The following is a 23,957-nucleotide window of genomic DNA, read 5'->3' as shown; positions in this document are numbered from 1 at the left end:
GGCCGAGCGACCCTCAGGCGCCCTTGCCGCCCAGCACCAACGACGGGTTGGACGACGCGCCGCGCTCGTAGCGGGACAAGCCCAGCCCGTCGGTGCTGATGGCGGGCCGCTGGCCCATGACCTGGTCGGCCACCAGCTTGCCGGAGCCGCAAGCCATGGTCCAGCCCAGTGTGCCGTGGCCGGTGTTCAGGAACAGGTTGCCGTAGCGGGTCGGCCCGACGATGGGGGTGCTGTCCGGCGTCATCGGGCGCAAGCCCGTCCAGAATTCCGCCTGCGCCACATGGCCGCTATCGGGGAACAGGTCGTTGACGACCAATTCAAGCGTCTTGCGGCGCGCGTCTTTCAGGCGCAAGTCGAAGCCGGACAATTCCGCCATGCCGCCCACGCGGATGCGGTCATCGAAGCGGGTCACGGCAATCTTGTAGGTTTCGTCCAGGATGGTGGACACCGGCGCGGCGGCGTCATCCTTCATGGGGATGGTCAGCGAATAGCCCTTGACGGGGTACACCGGCAAGTCCAGGCCCAGCGGTTCAAGCAAGCCGCGCGTGTAGCTGCCGAAGGCGGCCACGTAGCGGTCGGCCGTCAGCACGTCGTTACCTACGCGCACGCCCGTGATCTGGCCGCCCGCGACGTTCAGACCGGAAACGGTCTGGTTGTAGCGAAAGTCCACGCCCAGCGCCGCGGCCATCTCGGCCAGGCGCGTGGTGAACAGGCGGCAGTCGCCGGTTTCATCATTGGGCAGCCGCAAGCCGCCAGCCAGCTTATGGATCGAGCGCGCCAGGGCGGGCTCGGCCGTTACCAGGCGATTGCGGTCCAGCAGCTCGTACGGCACGCCCACTTCTTCCAGCACGGCGATGTCGCGGCGGGCGGCTTCCAGCTGCGCGTCGGTGCGAAACAGCTGCAACGTGCCACGCGTGCGCTCTTCGTAATGGATGCCGGTGGACGCGCGCAATTCGCGCAGGCAGTCGCGGCTGTATTCGGCCAGGCGCAGCATGCGCTCTTTATTGATGGAATACCGGTCGGCCGAACAGTTGGCCAGCATGGCCGCCATCCATTTCAGCTGATACAGGCTGCCGTCCAGGCGAATGGCCAACGGCGCATGTTTCTTGAACAACCACTTGATGGCTTTCAGGGGAATGCCGGGCGCCGCCCAGGGCGTGGAATAGCCCGGCGACACCTGCCCGGCGTTGGCATAGCTGGTTTCCTGGGCGGCGGCGGGCTGGCGGTCCAGGACCGTTACCCGGGCGCCCTGACGGGCCAGGTAATACGCGGTGGTGGTGCCGATTACGCCACTGCCTAGGACGATCACATGCATGATTCTTTCCGTATTTGGATTTGCTCAGTAATTTCGGTAGTCTATGGGCCTCCTCGCAGTGAAAAGCACTGATTATTTTGCTTTGGCAGCGCTTTTTCTCGGGCACCCCCTCTTTTTTGATCGCCAAAAGTGAAATGCGCGAGCTAGATAGAATTGACCTGAAAATCCTGGAAATCCTGCAACGCGAAGGCCGCATTTCCGTCACGGATCTGGCCGAGCGAGTCAGCCTGTCGGCCACGCCTTGTTCAGACCGGGTAAAACGGATGGAGCGCGAAGGCGTGATCACGGGTTACCATGCGCGCGTCAATCCGGCGGCGCTGGGCAAGAACCTGCTGGTCTTCCTGGAAATCAAGCTGTCCGCCAAGTCGGGCGACGTGTTCGACAAGGTCAAGAAAGAACTGCTGTACGTGCCGGAAGTGATGGAATGCCATTTGGTGTCCGGCGATTTCGACTACCTGGTGAAAGCCCGGCTGACCGAGATGAATGAATACCGTCGACTGCTGGGCGAGATCCTTAAACGCCTGCCGGCGTCGGCGGAATCGCGCAGCTATGTCGTCATGGAAGAAATCAAGGAAACCTTGTATCTGCCCGTGGATCGCTAGCCGTTCGGCGCGGCTGACCGGCGTGGCGCATACCCGCGTGGCGCCGGCCGGCACGGCCCTGCCTGGCATGCGGTTTGTTACGGGCGCGCGCGTCGGCGGCTGCTATGCTGGCGGCCCTCCGACTCGCGCCGCTGGCCCTGTCCGACCCCAATTCTTTAGTCCCTGCCTATGACTCGTCTCTACAAATACTTTTTCCGTGGCCTGATCACCGTCCTGCCGCTGGCCCTGACCATCTACCTGCTGTACATCTTCCTGGCGTGGACGGAAGCCGTGGCGCTGACGTTCCTGCGCCCGTTCATTGGCGGCTTCTACGTGCCGGGCATGGGCCTGGCCCTGGGCATCCTGGGGATTCTGGCGATCGGCTATCTGGTGTCCAAGCAGCGTGTGCAGCGCTTCTTGACCGTGGTGGAAATGCCCTTCACCAACCTGCCGGTGGTCAAAAGCATTTATTCGTCGCTAAAGAGCTTTGCCGATTATTTTTCGCCCAGCTCCAAGAACACGGCGCAACAGGTGGTGATCCTGCGCTTGCCGGGGCAACAACTGGAACTGGTGGGCCTGGTGACCCGCCGCAGCATGGAAGGCCTGCCCGAAGGATTCACGCAGGGCGACCGCGTGGCCGTTTATCTGCCGATGGGCTACATGATCGGGGGCTACACGGTGTTTGTGCCGCAAGATTGGGTGCAGCCCATTGATATGTCGGTCGAAGAAGCCATGCGTTCGTCGCTGATCGCCTGGATGGCGCGCGCCGAACACCCCCGCCCCGCTGCGCCTACAGTCGTCGAGCCCACCGTCGCGCCGGACGCAGCTGAAGCGCCCGGAGCCGGTATGCCGGCAGCCGGTACGCCCGAAGCCGGTACGCCCGAAGCCGGTATGCCCGCCGCCGACTCCCCTCCCGCTGGCGGCCCTCGCTGAATCGCCCTACTTCCTGATACGCGCAATCCATGCCCTTGATCGAATTCACGCTTGCCGAAGGCAGCCCCTATATTGAAATCAACCAGCTCTTGAAAGCCACCGGCGTTTGCGACAGCGGCGGCGCGGGCAAGATGATGGTGGCCGACGGCCACGTCAGCGTGGGCGGCGTGGTTGAAACCCGCAAGACCGCGAAAATCCGTGGCGGCCAGATCGTCACCATCGGCGACATCCGCATCGTGGTGCGCGCCCCGCAAGCGCCCGCCCCCGACGCCTGAGCCGCACCCTTTTCCCAACCCCGCCACACCGCGAGCCCTCATGAAATTCAAGATGTCCCAGAACTCCATCTTTGCCGTCCTGCTACGTTCGCCGTGGTGGATGAGCGCGGGGGTGGCGGTGGTGTTAAGCGCGGGTGGCTTTGCCGCCTTGCCGCTGGAATATGCCGCGATGGGCGTCTTTGCGGCGGTGCCGTTCGCGGTGATTGCGATCATGGCTGCCTACAAGCAACTGCGCGCGCCGTCGGGCACGCGCGTGCAAGCCGTGGCCGAAGCCGCGGCCGCCATGACCTGGGCCGACTTTGCCAACACCGTCGAAGCCGGATTCAAGCGCGACGGCTGCGAGGTCCAACGCCTGCAAACGCCGGGTGCGGACTTTGCGTTAAGCAAGGACGGCCACGTGGCCATCGTCAGCGCCAAGCGCTGGAAGGCCGCCCGCGTGGGCGTTGAACCCCTGCGCGAACTGCAAGCCGCGCGTGAAAAGCGCGGGGCGCGCGAAGCCATCTACATTGCACTGGGCGACGTGTCGGACAACGCCTGGGCCTACGCCAAGGCGCAAGGCGTGTCGCTGATGACGGCGCCCGAACTGACCAAGTTGCTGCGCGACTTGAAAACCTGAGCCCGCCCAGGCCTTTCATTCCCATCCGGACCTTGCAATGATCTACCGCATCCTGGCCGACCTGGTCCTAGTCGTGCACGGGCTTTTTGTCGCCTTCGTGGTGTTTGGCGGCCTGCTGGCCTTGTGGCGGCCGCGCATGGCCTACTGGCACCTGCCCGCCCTGGCCTGGGGCGCGGTGGTGGTCGGCATGGGGCTGATCTGCCCGCTGACGCCGCTGGAGGTGTCGCTGCGCCAGCAAGCCGGGCAGGAAGGCTATGCGGGCGGCTTCATCGAACACTACCTGCTTGGCGTCATCTACCCCGAAGGCATCACGCGCGACACGCAGATGATGCTGGCAGCCGTGCTGATCATCGGCAACATCGTCATCTACACCCTCTGGGCGCGCCGACGCCGCCGCGCCACCGCGCGCGCATAAAGCCTATGCGCGCCTATGAGCGTGTATGAGCCCGCACGAACCCGCACGAACCGCATGACCGAGCCTATCGACATGAACCCGACGCCCCAATCCGACAACGCCCCCGCCGACCCTTCCGGCCTGATCCGCGCCTTTGACGCCGACGGACGTGAAGTGCTGATCACGCGCGATGAATGGCGCGACAAGGTATTGCCGGGCGCCATCGAACAGCGCTGGAACGATGCCGACGCGTTGGCGGCGTTGATCATCCAATCCTTGAACGACGACTTCATCGATGACATGGTCGGCCCCGCAGATCGGCTGGTGCAACTGGACCAGAACACCGAGCGCGCCGTGGTGTTGCAAGCCATCGTCTACCTGAAGCAAGGCCGCCTGGACGACAGCGAGCGCGTGTTGACGGACTTCTGCGCGCGGCACGGTGAAACCGGCATCGTGCTGACGAACCTGGCGAAGGTGCACGCCGAACGTGGCGACGACGACAAGACACTGGACACCTTGTGGCGCGCCCTGCAACGGGACCCGAACCAGGACAACGGCCTGGGCTGGTACGAAGCCATTCATCGCGACGTGGGCGGAGACGCGGCCGGCGTGGGCGCCATGCAGCGGGTTGCGGCCCTGCCCGGCAGTTGGCGCGCGCGCTTGTGGCTGGCACGCGGCGAATTGGGCGCGCACAACTATGCAGGCGCGCTGGCGCTGTATCGCGAGGCGCTGGCGCAAGCGGGCGAGCCGGTGCCCGGCGACCTGCTCATGCAGATGACGGGCGACCTGGGCAATGCGGGGCGCATTCCCGATATCGTGCAACTGGCCGCCCCGCACTATCGTGCCGCGGCGCACGGCCCGCAGGTCGGCAATAACTTGATCAAGGCCTACTTGCTGCTGGGTCAGCCCGACCCCGCCCGCCACATTCTGGATGCGCTGCACGCATTGGGGCAGCCGGAATGGAAGGAACACCTGGCATATTGGGATGCGGAACTGGCCCGGCTGCAAGCACAGCGCGGCGCCAGCGGCAGCGCCCCCTGACAGGGTGGTGACGGTGTGGTGACGGTGTGGTGACGGTGTCTTGTCGGTGTCTTGTCGGTGTCTTGTCGGTGCCTTGTCGGTGCCTTGTCGGTGCCTTGTCGGCTTTCGCGGGACACGACCGGCAGCGGCAACATCCCCGCGCGCCCCGCTTACCCTACAGCCCGCGCGCAATCACCAGGCGCTGGATATCGCTGGTGCCTTCGTAGATCTGGCAAACGCGTACGTCTCGATAGATGCGTTCGACTGGAAAGTCTTTCAGATAGCCGTATCCACCCAGCGTTTGAATGGCCGCCGAACACACCTTTTCGGCCATCTCGGATGCAAACAATTTCGCCATCGACGCTTCCATCAGCGCCGGCCTGCCCGCTTCGCGCAGCGCCGCCGCGTGCAACACCATCTGGCGCGCCGCGTGCAGCTGCGTTGCCATGTCCGCCAAGCGGAACGACACCGCCTGATGTTCGAAGATAGGTTTGCCGAAAGCCTGGCGCTCGCGTGCGTAGTCGCGCGCGCATTCGAACGCGGCGCGCGCCATGCCTACCGATTGCGACGCGATGCCGATGCGGCCGCCTTCCAGATTGGCCAGCGCGATCTTGTAGCCCTCGCCTTCCGCGCCCAAGCGGTAGGCGGCCGGAATGCGCATGTCTTCAAAGGCGATGTGGCAGGTGTCTGATGCGTGCTGGCCCAGCTTGTCTTCCACGCGCAGCACCTGGTATCCCGGTGTGTCGGTGGGCACGATGAACGCGGATATGCCGCGCTTGCCCGCGTCCGGATCGGTAACGGCGAAAACGATGACCGTCTGCCCGCTTTTGCCGGACGTAATGAATTGCTTGGCGCCGTTCAGGATGTAGTCGTCGCCATCGCGGCGCGCGCGCGTGCGCAGGCTGCTGGCGTCTGAACCGGCTTGCGGCTCGGTCAGCGCAAAGCCGCCGATGTGCTCGCCGCTTGCCAAGGGGCGCAGGAACTGGTCTTTCTGCGCGTCAGTGCCGAATTTAAGAATGGGCATGCACGCCACCGAATTGTGCACGCTCATGATGGTGGAACACGCGCCGCTGCCCGCCGCGATTTCCTCCAGCGCCACCGCGTAGGACACATAGCCGCTGGCGTTGCCGTCCCACTCTTCCGGCACAAGCATGCCGAAAAATCCCAGCTGCGCCATTTCCTGGATGGCGTCGGCGGGATAGTGGTGATCGCGGTCCCAGTGTTCGGCGTTGGGCGCCAGCCGTTCCTGCGCAAAGCGGCGCGCCATATCCTGAATACTGAGCTGCTCTTCGTTCAACAACATGTTTTGTCTCCTGGGGTGGCCGTGGCACGCGGGCGCCGGATGGGCGCCGGGTGCCTTAGTTTTACGCGCCGCGCGGGGGATGGGGCGCGGCTCGGAATCGAGAATACACCGTCCGTGGGCGCGGGCGAGCCAGCCCTGGTGCATCGATTCGGCATCAAAGAACATTTCAGATTGCGTGAAATCTGATTGCAGCTTTATCATGCAACTTATTAAGTATCTTGATAACCACCAATAAGGAATCCGCTGATGGATTACGACGTCATCATCGTGGGCGGCAGCTTTGCCGGCCTGTCCGCCGCCATGCAATTGGCGCGCGCCAGAAGACGCATTGTGCTGATCGACGGCGGCCAGCCCCGTAACCGCTTCGCCGCGCATTCGCACGGCTTTCTGGGCCAGGACGGCAAGGCCCCGCACGACATCGTGCAACAAGCGCGCGAACAGCTGGCGCAATATGCCAGCGTGACATTCGTGGACGGCGACGCGCTCAATGCCGGCGGCGAATCGGGTCGCTTTGAAGTCCTGATGGCCGACGGCCAGCCGTTGCGGGCCAAACGCCTGATCCTGGCCACCGGCCTGCGCGACGAATTGCCCGGCGTGCCCGGCTTGCAGGAACGCTGGGGGCAGACGGTCCTGCATTGCCCCTATTGCCACGGTTATGAAACGGCCGATCGGCCGCTGGGCGTGATGGCGGCGCACCCCATGTCCGCGCATCAGGCCGTGCTGCTGCCCGACTGGGGCCCCACCACGTACTTCACGCAAGGCCAGTTTGAACCAGACGCGGAACAGGCCGCCTTGATGGCCAAGCGCGGCGTGCGCATCGAACGCAGCCCCATCGTTGAATTGATGGGCACATCACCCGGCCTGGACGCCGTGAAGCTGGCCGACGGCCGACGCCTGGCCATCCACGCGCTGTTCGTCGCCAGCAAAACGCACATGGCCAGCCCGCTGGCCATGCAACTGGGCTGCGCCTTTAACGATGGCCCGTTGGGGCCGATCATTGGCGTGGACGACCTGCGCCAGACCTCGGTGCCCGGCGTCTTCGCCGCAGGCGACGCCGCCATCCCCATGAGCAACGCCACGCTGGCCAGTGCGTCGGGGGTGATGGCGGGCGTGTGCGCGCATCGCTCGCTGGTGATGGAATAAGCGGGCATTAGCCGCCCTGCGCGCCGCAAGCGGTGCTGCGCAGTACGGGATGCAGGGGTCGCGGTCAAACGAACGGGAAGGAAAAACCGGGTACACGCAGTACCGGTATTCGGACTTGCCTTGTTGCGGCGGCGCTAAGGCAGAACAATGCGCGCTCACCATGAATATCAGGATGGCTTCGAATGCGTATTTCGTTCTTGCACACCATTGACGGCAACCGGGCCGTATTTGAGCATGCGGCAGCCCAGGCGGGCGTGAATGCCGCGCAGTTGCGCCACGATGTGCGCCCAGATCTGCGGCAAGCCATCGACCAAGGGTTGGCAACGGATGGCGCGTTGCGCGATGCCATCCGCGACGCCGTACAGAACCTGGCCACCGATGCGGACGCCGTCCTCGTCACGTGCGCCACGCTGGGGCCGGTGATTGACCAGATGCCCGACTTTCCAGTGCCGGTGATCCGCGCCGACGTGGCGCTGGCCATGGCGGCCACCCGCGATGGCGGATATATCGTCGTGCTTTGCGCGGCCCCTTCCGCCGTGGACGCCAACCGGATGCTGTTCGAGCGCCATGCCAAGGCCAGCGGGGCAACGGTGGCCGTGCACGTGGTACCGCAGGCCTGGGCGCTGTTCCAGGGCGGCGATATGCCGGCCTGCCTGCAAGCCTGCGCAAGCGCGGCGCAACAGGCCTATGAGCAAGGCGCCGACGTGGTGGCGTTTGCACATCCGTGGATGGCTGACGCCGCGGCGATGGTGCAGGGCCAACGCCTGCCCCTGGACGCGGCACGGGCGGGTTTGCAGGCCGCGTTGCAACTGCCCACCCGCTCAAGCAACATCGCCCACGGATAAGCGCTACGGCCATCCGTGGGCGATGCTTGCCGCCCTGCCCCCTTACCGGACCTTGCCCTCCTTCCAGGCCGCCAGCAGCTTTTCATACGGAATGGTCTCGCCCTTGGGCTTTTCGTTGGCCAGCTTTTTCCACGGCGCATGCTGGTCGGACAGCCACTTGGACGGGTCGCTCTTGGCGTTCAGCTTGGGCGCGCATTGCGCCATCCCCGCCCGCTCCAGGCGCGCCATCACCTGATCCATCTCGTTGGCCAGGTTGTCCATGGCGGCCTGCGGCGTTTTTTCGCCGGTGACCGCCGTGGCCACGTTCTTCCACCACAGCTGCGCCAGCTTCGGGTAGTCGGGCACGTTGTTGCCGGTGGGCGTCCATGCCACGCGTGCCGGGCTGCGATAGAACTCGATCAGCCCGCCGTAGTTGGGCGCGTTCTTGGTGAAGAACTCGCTATGGATGTCGCTGTCGCGAATGAAGGTCAGGCCCGTGATGGACTTTTTCAAGGACACCGATTTCGACGTGACGAACTGCGCGTACAGCCAGGCGGCGGCCATCTTGTCGGGGTTGGTGGACTTGAAGAACGTCCACGAGCCCACGTCCTGATAGCCGTTCTGCATGCCGTCCTTCCAGTACGGGCCATAGGGCGACGGCGCCATGCGCCATTTCGGCGTGCCGTCCTCGTTCACGACCGGCAGGCCCTTCTTGGTCATGTCGGCGGTAAAGGCCGTGTACCAGAAGATCTGCTGGGCGATCTGGCCCTGGGCGGGTACCGGACCCGATTCCGAAAAGGTCATGCCCATGGCCTGTTGCGGCGCGTACTTTTTCATCCAGTCGATGTACTTGGTCAGCGCGTAAACGGCGGCCGGGCTGTTGGTGGCGCCGCCCCGCGAGACCGATGCGCCCACCGGCGTGCACTTGTCGTCGGCCACGCGGATGCCCCATTCGTCCACCGGCATGCCGTTGGGCAGGCCCTTGTCGGCCGCGCCCGCCATCGATAGCCATGCATCGGTAAAGCGCCATCCCAGCGACGGGTCTTTCTTGCCGTAGTCCATGTGCCCATAGACCTTCTTGCCGTCGATTTCCTTAACGTCGTTCGAGAAGAAATCGGCAATGTCTTCGTAGGCCGACCAGTTGGTGGGCACGCCGAGGTCATAGCCGTACTTGGCCTTGAACTTGTCCTTCAAGTCCTGCCGGGCGAACCAGTCGGCGCGAAACCAATAGACGTTGGCAAACTGCTGGTCGGGCAATTGGTACAGCTTGCCGTCGGGCGCGGTGGTGAACTTGGTGCCGATGAAGTCCTTGATGTCCAGGTCGGGGTTGGTCCATTCCTTGCCCGCGCCGGCCATGTAGTCCGACAGCGGCAGGATGGCGCCGTAGCGGTAGTGCGTGCCGATCAAGTCCGAATCGGAAATCCAGCCGTCGTAGATGGACTTGCCCGACTGCATAGACGTCTGCAATTTTTCAACAACGTCGCCCTCCTGGATGAGATCGTGGTTGACCTTGATGCCGGTGATTTCACTGAACGCCTTGGCCAGCGTCTTGGATTCGTACTCGTGCGTGGTGATGGTTTCCGACACCACGCTGATCTCGTTGACGCCCTTGGCACGAAGCTTGGCCGCCGCGTCCATGAACCACTTCATTTCGGCCATCTGCTGGTCTTTGGACAGCGTGGAAGGCTGGAACTCGGAATCCACCCACTTCTTCGCTTCCGGCTCGCCGGCCCAAGCCCCTGATGTTCCGATCAGGGCGATAGCGGCCGCCATGGCGTGCATGCGCAATTTCATGACCTGTCTCCTCGAATACCCTTCCCCTTATGTTCTGCTGCGGACCTCTGGCCGGGGAAGATGCGGGCCCGTAGTCCTTCAAAACCTTCCATCCCGATTCGGCAGGGGTCGGTGCGCCCCTTCAGCCTTTTCTCATGATGAATGCCAGCAACAGCATGGACGCCACAAAGCTGATCCACACCGATGGCGGCTCATCCAGCGAAAACCATTCCACCGCCTTTTGGCCAAACCCCAGGAACGCCAGGTTCAGCCAGGCCGCGGCCATCAGGCCGATAAACAGCCTGTCGCCACGTGTGGTGCGCAGCGGCAGAAAGCCCTTGCGTTCGACCGTGGGCGATTTCAATTCCCACACCGTCATGCCCACCAGCATCAGCACGATGCAGGAAAAGAACACGGCGACGGGGGTGGTCCAAACCATCCAGCTGAACATGGCGGCCCCCTTCTACACGCGGCCCATCGCGAAACCCTTCGCGATGTAGTGGCGCACGAACCAGATGACGATGCCCCCCGGCACGATGGTCAGCACACCCGCTGCCGCCAGCACGCCCCAGTCCATGCCCGAGGCGGACACGGTGCGCGTCATGGTGGCCACGATGGGCTTGGCGTTGACCGAGGTCAGCGTGCGCGCCAACAGCAATTCCACCCAGCTGAACATGAAGCAGAAAAACGCCGCCACGCCCACGCCGGACTTGATCAGCGGCAGGAAGATCGTCAGGAAAAAACGCGGGAAGGAATAGCCGTCCACATAGGCGGTTTCGTCGATTTCACGCGGTACGCCGGACATGAAGCCTTCCAGGATCCACACCGCCAGCGGCACGTTGAACACCAGGTGCGCCAACGCCACGGCCAGGTGCGTATCCATCAGCCCGAACGAGCTGTACAGCTGGAAGAACGGCAACAGGAACACGGCGGGCGGCGTCATGCGGTTGGTCAGCAGCCAGAAGAACACGTGCTTGTCGCCGATGAAGCGATAGCGCGAAAACGCATAGGCCGCAGGCAGCGCGACGGCCAGCGAAATCACCGTGTTGATGACGACGTAGATCAACGAATTGATGTAGCCCGAATACCAGGCCGGGTCCGTGAAGATGGTGCGGTAATGCTCGAACGTGAAGTCGCGCGGCCACAGCGTCAGCGTGCTGACGATTTCGGTATTGGTCTTGAACGACATGTTCAGCATCCAATACAGCGGCAGGATGGCGAACGCGAGGTAAAGCAGCAGGAAGGCGGAACGCCACCAGGTGGACGAGTCACGCATGGGTCGCCTCCTCGTCGGCGCTGCCGGCCGTGCCCGCGCGCTGCATCCAGTTGTAGAGGATGAAGCACAGCAGAAGGATGATTAAAAAGTAGATGATCGAAAACGCCGCGGCGGGACCCAGGTCGAACTGGCCCACGGCCTTTTGCGTCAGGTATTGCGACAGGAACGTCGTGGCGTTGCCGGGGCCGCCGCCCGTCAGCACGAAAGGTTCGGTGTAGATCATGAAGCTGTCCATGAAGCGCAACAGCACGGCAATCATCAGCACGCCGCGCATCTTGGGCAGCTGGATGTAGCGGAACACCGCCAGCCGTGACGCGCCGTCGATGCGCGCGGCCTGGTAGTAGGCATCGGGAATGGCGCGCAGGCCCGCATAGCACAGCAGCGCCACCAGGGGCGTCCAGTGCCACACGTCCATCACCAGCACCGTCACCCAGGCGTCCACGTCGTTGCCGGTGTAGTTGTAGTCCACCCCCAGCCACGACAGCGTCGCGCCCAGCAGCCCGATGTCGGTGCGGCCGAACACCTGCCAGATGGTGCCCACTACGTTCCACGGAATCAGCAGCGACAGCGCAATGATGACCAGCACGGCCGACGCGCGCCAGCCGCCGGCCGGCATGGACAGCGCCAGCAAGATGCCCAACGGGATTTCAATGGCCAGCACCGCCAGCGAAAATCCGATCTGGCGAAACAAGGCGCCGTGCAGCTCTTCGTCTTGCAGCACGGCGGCAAACCACTCCGTGCCGACGAACACGCGGCGTTCGGGCGAGATGATGTCCTGCACCGAATAGTTCACGATGGTCATCAACGGCAGGATGGCCGAGAACGCCACGCACAGCACCACGGGCAGAACCAGGAACCAGGCCCGGTGATCGATAGGCTTCATGGGATCAGCACCTCGTCGCGATAAAAACAGGTGTGCGGGTTCAGCACCGACAGCCAGACGGTGCCGCCAGCGGCCGCCGGCACGATATTGCTGCCCAGCCGGGCGCGCACGGGCGTGCCTTCAAAATCCGCGACCAGCAAGGTGTAGGTGCCCACGTCCTGCACGCGGTCGACGCGCATGGCCAGCGCGCCCGGCGCGTTGGCTTGCTCCACCCGCAGGTATTCGGGGCGCACGCCCAGCTTGATGGCGCCCGTGCCCGCCAGCTTTGTCGCAAGGTTCGGCGCGGCGCCGGGCACGCGCGTGTTGCCGACCCACAGCGCGTCATCGCGCCATTGCGCCGGCAGAAAATTCATGCCCGGCGAACCGATGAAGTGCCCGACAAAGGTATGCGCCGGCCGTTGGAACAGGTCGTCGGCGCTGCCGACCTGCACGGCGCGGCCGCGCGCCATCACCATTACCTGGTCGGCAAAGGTCAGCGCTTCGGTCTGATCGTGCGTCACGTAGATCAGCGTCAGCTTGAATTCGTGATGGATTTCCTTGAGCTTGCGCCGCAGTTCCCACTTCAGCTGCGGGTCGATCACCGTCAAGGGTTCGTCGAACAGAATGGCCGACACGTCGCTGCGCACCAGCCCGCGACCCAGCGAAATCTTCTGCTTGGCATCGGCCGTGAGACCGCTGGCGCGGCGGTCCAGCACATGCGACATCTCAAGCATTTCGGCGATGCGGCCCACGCGTTCGCGGATGCGCTCGGGCGGCACGCCCCGATTGCGCAACGGAAACGCCAGGTTGTCCGCCACCGTCATCGTGTCGTAGACCACGGGAAACTGGAACACCTGCGCGATGTTGCGCGCCTGCGGGCTCTTGGCGGTGACGTCCTGGCCGTCGAACAAAATGCGCCCATGCGACGGCCGCAGCAAGCCCGACACGCAGTTCAGCAGCGTGGTCTTGCCGCAGCCCGACGGCCCCAGCAAGGCATAGGCTCCGCCATCGCGAAAGGTGAAGGTCAGCGGCAGCAGCGCGTAGTCCTCATCGGCCTTGGGGTCGGCCACATAGGAATGGGAAAGGTCCAGCTCGATCTGCGCCATCAGGCCGCCTCCCCCGCGCCGGCGGGTTGGCGCGGCGCGGCCAGCAAGGCGCCGCCGGCATCAAAGGCGTAGGTTTGGGCCGGGTCGAAATACAGCTGCACGCGTTCGTCCAGCGTGTAGCGGTGCACACCGGGCAGTTGCGCCACCACGTCGCCCGCTGCCGTGCTGGCGTGTACAAAAGTGTCCGAGCCGGAAATTTCGGCCAGCTTCACCACGCCGGGCAGGCTGATGTGGCCGGGGCGCGGCTCCACGTCCAGCGCCCCCGCGCGCAGGCCCGCCGTGATATCGGCGCCCGCGTTGCCGGGCAGCGCGCGGTCCACGGCCAACTGCCCTTGCAGCACGAAACCGGCGTCGGTGCGCCGCGCGGCAAACAGATTCATGGGCGGGTCGCTGAAGGCGCGGGCCACGCGGATGGAGTTGGGGCGGTGGAATACCTGTGCGGTGGGGCCGTATTGCAGCAGTTCGCCAGCGTCCAGCACCGCCGTGTGGCCGCCCAGCAACAGGGCTTCGCCCGGTTCGGTGGTGGCGTAGACGACCGTGGAGCGCCCTTCGGCGAACAATTCCGAAAGCTCGTCGCGCAATTCCTCGCGCAGCTTGTAGTCCAGGTTGACCAGGGGCTCGTCCAGCAGGATCAGCGGCGCATCCTTGACCAGCGCCCGGGCCAACGCCACGCGTTGCTGCTGGCCGCCCGACAATTCCGACGGATAGCGGGCCAGCAGATGGTCGATATGCAGCCGCGCCGCCATGGCGCGGACTTTTTCGCCGATGTCCTTTTCGCCGCGCAGCGTCAAGGGCGAGGCAATGTTGTCGTAGACCGACATCGACGGGTAATTGATGAACTGCTGGTAGACCATCGCCACGTTGCGCTGGCGCACCGGAACGCCGGTAACGTCGGCGCCATCGACCAGCACGCGGCCTTCGGTGGGCCGGTCCAGCCCGGCCATGATGCGCATCAGCGACGTCTTTCCCGCCAGGGTCACCCCCAGCAGCACCGTCATGGCGCCTGGCACGGGTGCCAGGCTCATAGGAGTCAGGTGCGTTTGCGAGCCGGCCCGCAAGGCAATCCTGTCCAAGGTCAGCTGCATGGTGTCTCCTCTACCTACTTATACGTCCCTGTTTTTTTCAACGGACTTCGGTAATCGGTACAGCGTTCCAACCGCAGCGCGCGAACGCGCCACGCAATGAGCATACTCTTTCAGACGGCTTTCGTTTTTTGTGCGTTTTACTCAAGAAGCGAACAAAAAACAATCTTGCACTGCGGCATTATTTTTCGCTTTTGTTGTTTTATCATGCGAACATGACACTGAATCCACGACAAAGCGCCTTGGTCGAAATGGTGCGAGCCCAGGGCTCGGCCACGATCGAAGAGCTTGCCAAACGTTTTGACGTCACGCTGCAAACCGTGCGGCGCGACGTGAACATCCTTTCCGAAGCCGGCATGCTGTCGCGCTTTCATGGCGGCGTGCGCATCGAAGCGTCGACCATCGAGAACATTGCCTACCGCAAGCGCCAGGGGCTGCACGCCGCCGGCAAGCAGCGTATTGCCGAAGCGGTGGCGCGCGCCGTGCCGGACGGCTGTTCGCTGATCCTGAATATCGGCACCACCACCGAGGCCATCGCGCGCGCCCTGCTGCGCCATCGCGGCCTGCGCGTCATTACCAACAACCTGCACGTGGCGGACATCCTGTCGGACAACCCCGACTGCGAAGTCATCGTGGCCGGCGGCGTGGTGCGGTCGCGCGACCGTGGCATCGTGGGCGAAGCCACCATGGATTTCATCCGCCAGTTCAAGGTCGATATCGGCCTGATCGGCATTTCGGGCATCGAAGCCGACGGCACGCTGCGCGATTACGACTTCCGCGAGGTGCGCGTGGCCCGGACCATCATCGAGCAATCGCGGGAAGTGTGGCTGGCGGCCGACAGCAGCAAGTTCAAGCGCCAGGCGATGGTGGAACTGGCGCACATTTCGCAGATCGACCGCTTCTTTACCGACGCGCATCCGCAAGAACCGCTGGCCCAGGTGCTGCTGGATTCGGGCGTGCGCTGCGAAGTGGCGGCGGCACCTCATGCAGCCAACGCGGCCGGCACGCCCGACACTTCCAGCACATCCAACGCGGCCGGCGCGCAAGGCTCCACGAACACCTCGGCACCCAACGCTTGAAAAAACGCGCGGGACCCGGGCTCATCCCCCGCCACCCGCGCTTCGCACGAAACCACCCTGCTTTTACCTGGCGGCCCGGCCGCGACAACTTATGAACCAACCCCTAGCCAACGTCACTCCGCCCGATCGCAACCGCCTGCTGTCCACCTTGGACAACACGCCGTCCTGGGACGTCATCGTCATCGGCGGCGGCGCCACGGGCCTGGGCACCGCCGTGGACGCGGCATCGCGCGGTTACCGCACGTTGCTGATCGAAGGCGCGGACTTTGCCAAGGGCACGTCCAGCAAGGCAACCAAGCTGGTGCACGGCGGCGTGCGCTACCTGGCGCAGGGCAACGTCAGCCTGGTGCGAGAAGCGCTGCACGAACGCGGCCTTTTGAACCGCAACGCGCCGCATCTGGTGTGGCCGCTGGGCTTTGTGGTGCCCGCCTACAACCTGTTCGACCAGCCCTTCTACGGCATCGGCCTGAAGATGTACGACATGCTGGCGGGCAAGCTGAACCTGGCGCCCAGCCGCTGGTTGTCGCGCCGTGACACCCTGGCGAACGCGCCGACGCTGGCTGAAAAGGTCAACGGGCGCGGGCTGAAGGGCGGCGTGCTGTATTACGACGGCCAGTTCGATGACGCGCGCCTGGCGATGAGCCTGATGCGCACCCTGTTCGACCTGGGTGGCACGGCGGTCAACTACGTGCGCGCCACCGGCCTGACCACCTCCCACGGCAAGGTCGACGGCGTGACCGCGCAGGACGTGATCGGCGGCGCCAGCTTTTCGCTGCGCGCGCGCTGCGTGATCAACGCCACCGGCGTGTGGGTGGATGCGGTGCGCCGCATGGAAGACAAGAACGCGGCCACGATGGTGGCGCCCAGCCAGGGCGTGCACCTGACCTTGCCGCGCGAATTCCTGCCGGGCAATCGCGCCATCCTGATCCCCAAGACCGACGACGGCCGCGTGCTGTTCGTGGTGCCATGGAACGGCCACACCATCGTGGGCACCACCGACACGCCGCGTGGCGACCTGCCGCTGGACCCGCAAGCCGGTGCGCAGGACGTGGACTTCATCCTGAACACGGCGGCGCGCTACCTCAGCCGCAAACCCACGCGCGATGACGTCACCAGCGTGTGGGCGGGCTTGCGTCCGCTGGTCAAGGCCACCGGCGACGCCGCCACCAAGCAGCTGTCGCGCGAGCACACCATCCTGGTGTCCAACGCCGGCTTGGTGACGGTGACGGGCGGCAAGTGGACCACCTACCGCCGCATGGCGCAGGACGTGGTGGACACCGCGATCCAGCATCAGTTGCTGACGCAGGCGTCGTGCCGCACCGAGTCCTTGCCGTTGCATGGCGCGTCCGGGCTGGCGCCGTCGCAGGAACACGCGGGCACGCCGGACAGCTATTACGGCAGCGATCTGGCCACGTTGAAGGCCCTGCCGGGTGCCGAGCGCATGCTGGTCAAGGCCAGCGGGCTATCCGAGGCGCATGTGCGCTTTGCGGCGCGTTTTGAATTGGCGCGCAGCGCCGAAGACGTGCTGGCGCGCCGCAACCGCGCGCTGTTCCTGGACGCGGAAGCCGCGATGCTGGCCGCCCCCGAAGTGGCCCGCATCCTGGCCGAAGAACTGGGCCACGACGCGGCCTGGCAACAACGCACGTTGCAGGAACTGGCGGTCGTTGCCGCGACGTATCGGCTGTAGAACGGGCGGCCGGCCGGGGCGCAAAACCACGCCCCGCCCGCCCTTGCGCCAACTTTGCGCCGCCTTGACGCAGCTTTACGGCACTTTCAGCCGGCTGTGCTGAATCATGGTTTCGAATACGCGCAGCAGGTCGGGGTCGCATTTTGCGCCGGCCTCGCGATGCAGGATGGCCATGATTTCAGCGTGCGAGCGCGCCGGGTGATAAGGGCGTGTATCCCCCAGCGCATCGTAGGAATCCGCCAGCGAAATGATGCGCGACAACATCGGAATCGCGTGGTGCGCCAGCCCCGCGGGATACCCGGACCCATCAAAATGTTCGTGATGGTGGCGTACGGCCTGCGCGATGAGCTCGCGCTGCGGGATATCGCTGTGCATGAGGATGTCGGCGCCCACCGTGGCGTGCGCTTTCATGATGTCCCAATCGTCTTTTTCCAACCGGTGCGGGGCGTACAGCACGCGGTCGGGGGTGCCGATCTTACCCACGTCGTGCAGGCGCGCGGCAACCGCCACCGCCCGCTGCTCGTCTTGCGTCAAACCACACGCCTGGGCCAACGCCACGCTTAGGGCAACCACGCGGTCGCAGTGCCGGCCGGTGGCCGGGTCTCGCGCCTGCATGGCCGCGAACAATGCGGCCTCGCAGGAACCTGAATCTAGGGGTACGTCTGGGGGCATCAAGGAAGGCGCGGCACCGGGTTGGGACGCCGCATTTGTATCGGAAAGTCGCAATTCTGACACAATGTGCCCCGCCCCTGACCAAGCAGCCGACGAGCGTACAAGCGGCGCAGATCAAAGCTTTGGCCAGGAGCGGCCCCGGCCCGCGCCGCTTACCGGACGATTTCAGCGCTTGAGCCGCTCCAGCAGGGCCTCGGCGACCGCCACCGACGACGCCGGATTCTGCCCCGTGACCAGCAAGCCATCGCAAATCACGTACGGCTGCCAGTCCGGGCCACGGCTGTACACGCCGCCCAAACGCGTGAGCTCGTCTTCAACCAAAAACGGCACCACGTCGGTCAATTGCACCGCCGCTTCCTCGCTATTGGTAAAGCCCGTGACCTGACGCCCCTGCACCAGCGGCTTGCCGTCGGCTGTCTTGGCATGGCGCAGCACGCCGGGCGCATGGCACACGGCCGATACCGGCTTGCCCGCCGCCAGCATGGTTTCGATCAAGGCAACGGAGTTGGTGTCTTCCGCCAGATCCCACAGCGGGCCGTGGCCGCCGGGATAGAACACTGCGTCGTAATCCGCGGCCTGCATGTCGGCCAGCCGCTGCGTGTTGGCCAGCACGCGCTGGGCTTCGGCGTCCTGGCGAAAGCGGCGCGTGGCGTCGGTCTGGGCGTCGGGGTCGTCGCTCTTGGGGTCCAGCGGCGGCTGACCGCCCTTGGGCGAGGCCAGCGTCACTTCCGCGCCCGCGTCCAAAAACGCGTAATAAGGCGCGGCAAACTCTTCCAGCCAGAAGCCCGTCTTGCGGCCGGTGTTGCCCAGCGTGTCGTGGGATGTCAGCACGATCAGAATTTTCATGTTGCGCTCCGTTTGATTGCGCGCTTATTCGTCCGGGCCGACGCGCACGATGCGCTTGCCCGCGTTTTCGCCCTTGAGCAGGCCGATCAGGCCGCGCGGCGCGTTCTCCAGCCCGTCGACCACGTCTTCGCGGTACTTGATGCGGCCTTGCGCGATCAGGCCTTCCATGGCCTCGCGGAATTCGCCATAGCGATGCGCGTATTCGTTGAAGATGATGAAGCCCTGCACCTTCAGGCGCTTGGTCAGGATGGTGCGCATCAACAGCGCCAGGCGGTCGGGGCCGTCGGGCAGGCTGGTGGCGTTGTAGGCCGAGATCAAGCCGCAGACCGGCACGCGCGCGCGTGGGTTCAACAGCGGCAGCACGGCATCGAACACCGCGCCGCCCACGTTTTCGAAATAGACGTCGATGCCTTGCGGCACGGCACGCGCCAGTCGGCCGGCCAGGTCGGGCGCCTTGTGGTCCAGGCAGTCGTCAAAGCCGAGTTCGTCCACCACGTAGCGGCATTTGTCCGCGCCGCCGGCAATGCCCACGACCTTGCAGCCGTGGATTTTGGCGATCTGCCCCACCACCGCGCCCACCGCGCCGCTGGCCGCGGCCACCACCACGGTTTCGCCCGCCTTGGGTTGGCCAATGTCCAGAAGGCCCATGTAGCCGGTGAAGCCGGGCATGCCCAGCACCCCCAACGAATACGACGGATGCTGCGGCTTGGCGCCCAGGCGCAGCAGGCCCGTGCCGTCGGACACCGCGTAGTCCTGCCAACCGGACTGCGCCAGCACCCATTCGCCGGCCTTGAATTCGGGGTGGTTGGACGCCTGCACGCGGCAGACCGTGCCGCCCACCATGGGCTGGCCGATCTGGACGGGTTCGGCGTAGGAAGGCGCGTCGCTCATGCGGCCGCGCATATAGGGGTCAAGCGACAAGTAGACCGTGCGCAGCAGCACCTGGCCGGGGCCGGGTTGCGGCACGTCGCCTGTTTCCAGGCGGAAATCGTTGTCGGTGGGTTCGCCGTGCGGGCGTGCGGCAAGCACGATGCGGCGGTTGATTGACGAGGATTGCGTCATTGAAGTCCAGCCTCCTGGGGAAGCCGCCCAAGGTCTTGCAGGCAATGCCCGGGGCAGCAAGATGGGGAACCGAGCCATTACACCATCGATGTCGGCCGACCTGCTTCGTAACCCTGATGCTCGCCCCCCTTTTAATTAATTAAAAGATTAATTAAACTGCGCGACATGAACAAATCGCTGTCCACGTCTGCCCCCTCCCCCGTTGACGCGCCGCGCGCGCGCCGCCCCGGCCGCCCGGCGCGACCCGATGCCGCCGCCATGCGCGAACAATTGCTGGACATCGCCACGGGCCTGTTCGCGGCCCAGGGCGTGGCCGCCACCACCATCGCGCACATCGCCCAGCGCGCGGCCGTCACGCCGGCCATGCTGCATTACTACTTCAAAAGCCGCGACCAATTGATCGACGCCGTGGTGCTTGAGCGCGTCGTGCCGGTGATCGGTTTTGTGTGGTCGCCCGTCCCGCTGGCGTCGGATGCCAAAGGCGGCGACGCCGATGGCGGCGACGACGGCAAGTCTACGAAGCCGGCGCCTGCCGCAAGCCCCGACCCGGCCGCTGCCGCGCGCGGCTACCTGGTGGAAATCGTGAAGCGCATCGTGCAAAGTGCCACCGACCGGCCCTGGCTGCCCGCGCTGTGGATCCATGAAGTGGTCAACGAAGGCGGTCAACTGCGAGAACGCGTACTGCCTCATGTCCCCACCGAACGCCTGGCCGCTTTCGCCGCCGTGATCGGTCAGGCGCAGCAACGCGGCGCCATCACGCCGGGTGTCGAGCCGCGCCTGGTGTTTTTGTCCATCCTGGGCCTCACGCTGTTGCCTCTTGCCACGTCGAACCTGTGGCGCCGCCTGTGGCAGGGCAACCCGCCCATGCAGGCCATTGATACCGACGCGATCGCGGACCACGCCATCGCCATGCTGACCGGCGGCCTGTTCTCGCCGCCCGCCCAACCCGCCGACGCGACCTGACCATGCCCACCCTGCGCCCCCGCCCTGCCCTTTTTCGTATCGCTTTCGCCCTGCCGACGCTGGCGCTCGCGCTGCTGGCCGGCTGCGGCCAGGACGCCGCGCCGTTCTACCAAGGCTATGTGGAAGGCGACTACGTTTATGTGGCGTCGTCCGAAGCGGGCCGCCTGGACGCGCTGACCGTCAAGCGCGGGCAACAGGTGGACGCCAACGCGCCGCTGTTCGCGCTGGAGGCCACGCGCGAACGCGCCGCCCGCGACCAGGCCAGCGCGCAGCTTGCCGCCGCCATCGCGCAACTGGAAGACATCGGTACGGGCAAGCGCCCGGCGGAAATCGATGTCAGCCGCGCGCAGCTGGCGCAGGCCGAGGCCGCCAGCCGGCGATCCGCCGCACAACTGCAACGCGATAACGCCCAGTTTCGCGTCGGCGGCATCGCCCGTGCGCAATTGGATGACAGCCGCGAACAAGCGCAGTCGGACGCCGCCCGCGTGCGCGAATTGCGCGCGCAGCTGGAAGTGGCCCACCTGCCGGGGCGCGAGGATCAGCGCGTGGCCCAGGCGGCCACGGTTGAAGCGGCCCGCGCCACGTTGGCCCAGGCCGACTGGACGCTTGCTCAAAAACAACTGGCCGCGCCGGCGGCCGGCCGCGTGTTCGACACGATGTACCGCGTGGGCGAATGGGTGCCGGCGGGCAGCCCCGTGGTCAGCCTGCTGCCGCCCGGCAACATCAAGGTGCGCTTTTTCGTACCCGAAACCGTGGTCGGCTCGTTAAAAGCGGGCCAACAAGCCAGCCTGCGCTGCGACGGCTGCGGCGATCCGATACCCGTGCATATCGACTACGTGTCGGACCAGGCCGAATACACGCCGCCCGTCATCTACAGCCGCGAAAACCGCAGCAAGCTGGTGTACATGGTGGAAGCGCGGCCCACGCCCGACGCGGCGGCGCGGCTGCATCCCGGCCAGCCGGTCGAGGCCACGCTGCAATGACCCCGCCCCCTAACCACCCCGCCGATCACCCCGCTGATCACCCCGCTGGTCACCCCGCCGACCTTCAGCCGGCCGCGCCCGATTCCGGCAAGGCCGTCATCGACGTGCGAGGCTTGAACAAACGCTTTGGCAACAAGCACGTCGTCAACGACGTATCGCTGCGCGTGCAGGAAGGCGAGATCTTCGGCTTTCTGGGCCCCAACGGCAGCGGCAAGACCACCTGCATCCGCTTGATGTGCGGTCTGCTGACGCCGGATTCCGGCAGCGGCACCTGCCTGGGCTACGACATTGTGAAAGACAGCGCGCAGATCAAGCGCCATGTCGGCTACATGACGCAGAAGTTCTCGTACTGGGACGATCTGACGATCCGCGAAAACCTGGATTTTGTGGCGCGCATGTACGACATGCCGCAACGCCGCCAGACCGTGGACCGCGCGCTGGAAGACCTGGGCCTGCACAGCCGCGCCAACCAGCTGACCGGATCGTTGTCGGGCGGCTGGAAGCAGCGGATGGCGCTGGCCGCCTGCCTGCTGCACGAACCGCGCCTGCTGTTGCTGGACGAACCGACGGCGGGCGTGGACCCCACCGCGCGGCGCGACTTCTGGGAACAGCTGCACGAATTGGCGGCGCGCGGCATCTCGGTGCTGGTCAGCACGCACTACATGGACGAGGCCGAACGCTGCCACAAGCTGGCCTACATCTCGTACGGCAAGCTGCTGACGCAAGGCACCGCCGAGCAGGTGATTGCCGAGCAGCGGCTGTCCACCTGGGCCATCCATGGCCACAACCTGGTGCCGCTGGGCCAACGCCTGCGCAGCGCGCCGGGCGTGGACCAGACGGTGGCGTTCGGGTCGGCGCTGCACGTCAGCGGCCAGAACGCCGAGCTGCTGGAACGCACCTTGCGGGACGCGATACGCGGCCAGGGCCTGCGTCTGGAACGCATCGACACCAGCCTGGAAGACGTGTTCATCTTTTTGATGAACCGGTCCACTGACAACTTCGCGAGCCCCGCATGATGCGCCATCTGCAAGGCTTTTCGTGGGCGCGCTGGTGGAGCATGGTGCTGAAGGAATTCTTGCAGCTGCGCCGCGACCGCATCACCTTCGGCATGATCGTGGGCCTGCCCATCATGCAGTTGGCGCTGTTCGGCTACGCCATCAACACCGACCCCAAGCAGATGCCCACGGCCGTCATCACGGCCGACCACAGCCCGTTCACGCGCAGCTTCATCGCGGCGATGAAATCGTCGGACTACTTCCACATCACCGAAGAACTGCGCGACGAAGAAGCCGGCCGCGCCGCGCTGGCGCAGGGCCGCGTGCTGTTCGTCGTGACCATACCGCCGGATTTTTCCCGCAGCCTGCTGCGCGGCGAACGGCCGGCCCTGCTGATCGAAGCCGACGCCACCGACCCCATGGCCACCGGCATGGCGATTGGCGCGGCCACGCAGCTGACGCAAGCCGTGGCGCAAAAGGACCTGACCGGCCCGCTGGCCAAGCTGGCGGGCGGGCAACCCCCTTTCGACGTGCGCGTGCACCGGCTTTACAACGAAGAGCAGATCTCGCAATACAACACCGTGCCCGGGCTGATGGGTGTGATCCTGACGATGACGTTGGTGATGATGACGGGCCTGGCCATGACGCGCGAACGCGAGCGCGGCACCATGGAAAACCTGCTGTCGATGCCGGTGCGCCCGCTTGAGGTCATGACCGGCAAGATCGTGCCGTACATCGCCATCGGGCTGATCCAGGCCACGATCATCCTGCTGGCCGCGCACTTCGTTTTCCATGTGCCGATCCTGGGCAGCCTGCTGTCGGTGTATCTTGCGGCGCTGCTATTCGTGGCGGCCAACCTGACGGTGGGCATCACGCTGTCGTCGCTGGCGCAGAACCAGTTGCAGGCCATGCAGCTGACCATGTTTTATTTTCTGCCCAACATGCTGCTGTCCGGATTCATGTTCCCGTTCCAGGGCATGCCCATGTGGGCGCAGTACCTGGGCAACCTGCTGCCGCTGACGCACTTCAACCGGCTGATCCGCGGCATCCTGCTCAAGGGCAACGGCTGGTGGGATCTGTGGCCCAGCATCTGGCCGCTGATGCTGTTCACCGCGGTCGTGATGACCGCCGCCGTGAAGTTCTACCGCCGCACTCTGGATTGACGCG

General features: G+C 65.1%; 25 protein-coding genes. 14 read left to right on the top strand and 11 right to left on the bottom strand.

Features of this window, described 5'->3' with window-relative positions; translation table 11 throughout:
- Positions 1-13 precede the first annotated feature (13 nt).
- On the bottom strand, positions 14-1,315 hold the full coding sequence (locus tag KYT87_RS13080; protein WP_046805014.1) for a D-amino acid dehydrogenase: 1,302 nt from the start codon (positions 1,313-1,315) through the stop codon (positions 14-16).
- Between the two features lie 134 nt (positions 1,316-1,449).
- On the opposite strand from KYT87_RS13080, the gene KYT87_RS13075 reads away from it, so the two are divergent.
- The 6 genes from KYT87_RS13075 (at position 1,450) to KYT87_RS13050 (ending at position 5,155) form a co-directional block, all read left to right on the top strand.
- Positions 1,450-1,917 (top strand): winged helix-turn-helix transcriptional regulator, encoded by a 468-nt coding sequence (locus KYT87_RS13075; RefSeq protein WP_046805042.1) that lies wholly within the window; start codon positions 1,450-1,452, stop codon positions 1,915-1,917.
- A 168-nt stretch (positions 1,918-2,085) separates the two neighbouring features.
- A complete protein-coding gene (locus KYT87_RS13070; protein WP_219992415.1) occupies positions 2,086-2,829 on the top strand; it encodes a DUF502 domain-containing protein in 744 nt (247 codons plus the stop codon).
- 29 nt (positions 2,830-2,858) lie between these two features.
- Entirely contained in the window at positions 2,859-3,104 is a 246-nt protein-coding gene (locus tag KYT87_RS13065) for an RNA-binding S4 domain-containing protein (protein ID WP_046805016.1), read from the top strand.
- Between the two features lie 40 nt (positions 3,105-3,144).
- A complete protein-coding gene (locus KYT87_RS13060) occupies positions 3,145-3,720 on the top strand; it encodes a restriction endonuclease (RefSeq protein ID WP_046805017.1) in 576 nt (191 codons plus the stop codon).
- 37 nt (positions 3,721-3,757) lie between these two features.
- A complete protein-coding gene (locus KYT87_RS13055; RefSeq protein ID WP_104143875.1) occupies positions 3,758-4,135 on the top strand; it encodes a DUF2784 domain-containing protein in 378 nt (125 codons plus the stop codon).
- 54 nt (positions 4,136-4,189) lie between these two features.
- A complete protein-coding gene (locus KYT87_RS13050) occupies positions 4,190-5,155 on the top strand; it encodes a lipopolysaccharide assembly protein LapB (RefSeq protein WP_219992414.1) in 966 nt (321 codons plus the stop codon).
- Positions 5,156-5,309: 154 nt separating this feature from the next.
- On the opposite strand, the gene KYT87_RS13045 is transcribed toward KYT87_RS13050, so the two are convergent.
- Positions 5,310-6,437, bottom strand: coding sequence for an acyl-CoA dehydrogenase family protein (locus KYT87_RS13045; RefSeq protein WP_219992413.1), 1,128 nt, complete (start codon positions 6,435-6,437; stop codon positions 5,310-5,312).
- Positions 6,438-6,683: 246 nt separating this feature from the next.
- Here KYT87_RS13045 and KYT87_RS13040 point away from each other — a divergent pair, with 246 nt between their 5' ends.
- Together KYT87_RS13040 and KYT87_RS13035 are read left to right on the top strand one after the other, a co-directional pair.
- Positions 6,684-7,580 (top strand): NAD(P)/FAD-dependent oxidoreductase, encoded by an 897-nt coding sequence (locus KYT87_RS13040; RefSeq protein WP_219992412.1) that lies wholly within the window; start codon positions 6,684-6,686, stop codon positions 7,578-7,580.
- A gap of 182 nt (positions 7,581-7,762) precedes the next feature.
- On the top strand, positions 7,763-8,425 hold the full coding sequence (locus tag KYT87_RS13035) for an arylsulfatase (protein WP_219992411.1): 663 nt from the start codon (positions 7,763-7,765) through the stop codon (positions 8,423-8,425).
- Between the two features lie 42 nt (positions 8,426-8,467).
- On the opposite strand, the gene KYT87_RS13030 is transcribed toward KYT87_RS13035, so the two are convergent.
- The 6 genes from KYT87_RS13030 to KYT87_RS13005 form a co-directional block, all read right to left on the bottom strand.
- The gene (locus tag KYT87_RS13030) at positions 8,468-10,198 is read right to left on the bottom strand and encodes an ABC transporter substrate-binding protein (RefSeq protein ID WP_046805022.1); all 1,731 of its coding nucleotides are present in this window, start codon (positions 10,196-10,198) and stop codon (positions 8,468-8,470) included.
- 121 nt (positions 10,199-10,319) lie between these two features.
- Positions 10,320-10,628, bottom strand: coding sequence for a DUF2160 domain-containing protein (locus KYT87_RS13025; RefSeq protein WP_046805023.1), 309 nt, complete (start codon positions 10,626-10,628; stop codon positions 10,320-10,322).
- A 12-nt stretch (positions 10,629-10,640) separates the two neighbouring features.
- Complete coding sequence (locus KYT87_RS13020; protein WP_046805024.1) at positions 10,641-11,453, bottom strand: carbohydrate ABC transporter permease; 813 nt, start codon at positions 11,451-11,453, stop codon at positions 10,641-10,643.
- The gene (locus tag KYT87_RS13015; protein WP_046805025.1) at positions 11,446-12,336 is read right to left on the bottom strand and encodes a carbohydrate ABC transporter permease; all 891 of its coding nucleotides are present in this window, start codon (positions 12,334-12,336) and stop codon (positions 11,446-11,448) included. The genes KYT87_RS13020 and KYT87_RS13015 overlap by 8 nt, the downstream gene beginning before the upstream one ends.
- Positions 12,333-13,421 carry an ABC transporter ATP-binding protein gene (locus tag KYT87_RS13010; protein ID WP_219992410.1) on the bottom strand — a complete coding sequence of 363 codons (1,089 nt, stop codon included), beginning with the start codon at positions 13,419-13,421 and terminating at the stop codon, positions 12,333-12,335. The genes KYT87_RS13015 and KYT87_RS13010 overlap by 4 nt, the downstream gene beginning before the upstream one ends.
- A complete protein-coding gene (locus KYT87_RS13005; protein ID WP_219992409.1) occupies positions 13,421-14,506 on the bottom strand; it encodes an ABC transporter ATP-binding protein in 1,086 nt (361 codons plus the stop codon). Before KYT87_RS13005 ends, KYT87_RS13010 begins: the two co-directional genes overlap by 1 nt.
- Before the next feature lie 212 nt (positions 14,507-14,718).
- On the opposite strand from KYT87_RS13005, the gene KYT87_RS13000 reads away from it, so the two are divergent.
- Positions 14,719-15,582, top strand: coding sequence for a DeoR/GlpR family DNA-binding transcription regulator (locus KYT87_RS13000; protein WP_255594103.1), 864 nt, complete (start codon positions 14,719-14,721; stop codon positions 15,580-15,582).
- Positions 15,583-15,673: 91 nt separating this feature from the next.
- The gene (locus tag KYT87_RS12995) at positions 15,674-17,269 is read left to right on the top strand and encodes a glycerol-3-phosphate dehydrogenase/oxidase (protein WP_046805028.1); all 1,596 of its coding nucleotides are present in this window, start codon (positions 15,674-15,676) and stop codon (positions 17,267-17,269) included.
- A 75-nt stretch (positions 17,270-17,344) separates the two neighbouring features.
- On the opposite strand, the gene KYT87_RS12990 is transcribed toward KYT87_RS12995, so the two are convergent.
- From KYT87_RS12990 to KYT87_RS12980, 3 genes are all read right to left on the bottom strand, one after another.
- Entirely contained in the window at positions 17,345-17,941 is a 597-nt protein-coding gene (locus KYT87_RS12990) for an HD-GYP domain-containing protein (protein ID WP_120155361.1), read from the bottom strand.
- A gap of 165 nt (positions 17,942-18,106) precedes the next feature.
- A complete protein-coding gene (locus tag KYT87_RS12985; RefSeq protein ID WP_219992408.1) occupies positions 18,107-18,787 on the bottom strand; it encodes a type 1 glutamine amidotransferase domain-containing protein in 681 nt (226 codons plus the stop codon).
- 24 nt (positions 18,788-18,811) lie between these two features.
- Entirely contained in the window at positions 18,812-19,849 is a 1,038-nt protein-coding gene (locus KYT87_RS12980; protein ID WP_046805031.1) for an NADP-dependent oxidoreductase, read from the bottom strand.
- A 165-nt stretch (positions 19,850-20,014) separates the two neighbouring features.
- On the opposite strand from KYT87_RS12980, the gene KYT87_RS12975 reads away from it, so the two are divergent.
- Genes KYT87_RS12975 through KYT87_RS12960 form a run of 4 tightly spaced genes read left to right on the top strand, consistent with a single transcriptional unit; the run spans position 20,015 to position 23,953 of the window.
- Entirely contained in the window at positions 20,015-20,812 is a 798-nt protein-coding gene (locus tag KYT87_RS12975; RefSeq protein ID WP_219992407.1) for a TetR/AcrR family transcriptional regulator, read from the top strand.
- 2 nt (positions 20,813-20,814) lie between these two features.
- On the top strand, positions 20,815-21,795 hold the full coding sequence (locus KYT87_RS12970) for an HlyD family secretion protein (RefSeq protein WP_219992406.1): 981 nt from the start codon (positions 20,815-20,817) through the stop codon (positions 21,793-21,795).
- Positions 21,792-22,811 (top strand): ABC transporter ATP-binding protein, encoded by a 1,020-nt coding sequence (locus KYT87_RS12965; protein WP_255594100.1) that lies wholly within the window; start codon positions 21,792-21,794, stop codon positions 22,809-22,811. The genes KYT87_RS12970 and KYT87_RS12965 overlap by 4 nt, the downstream gene beginning before the upstream one ends.
- Positions 22,808-23,953: an ABC transporter permease gene (locus KYT87_RS12960; RefSeq protein WP_104143866.1), complete on the top strand. Its 1,146-nt coding sequence runs from the start codon at positions 22,808-22,810 to the stop codon at positions 23,951-23,953. The genes KYT87_RS12965 and KYT87_RS12960 overlap by 4 nt, the downstream gene beginning before the upstream one ends.
- Positions 23,954-23,957: the final 4 nt, after the last annotated feature.

The sequence above is a fragment of the Achromobacter sp. ES-001 genome (assembly GCF_019448355.1).
GTDB lineage: Bacteria > Pseudomonadota > Gammaproteobacteria > Burkholderiales > Burkholderiaceae_B > Achromobacter > Achromobacter spanius_B.
The sequence above is the reverse complement of the archived record's forward strand: the minus strand, read 5'-3'. Positions and strand labels throughout refer to the sequence as shown.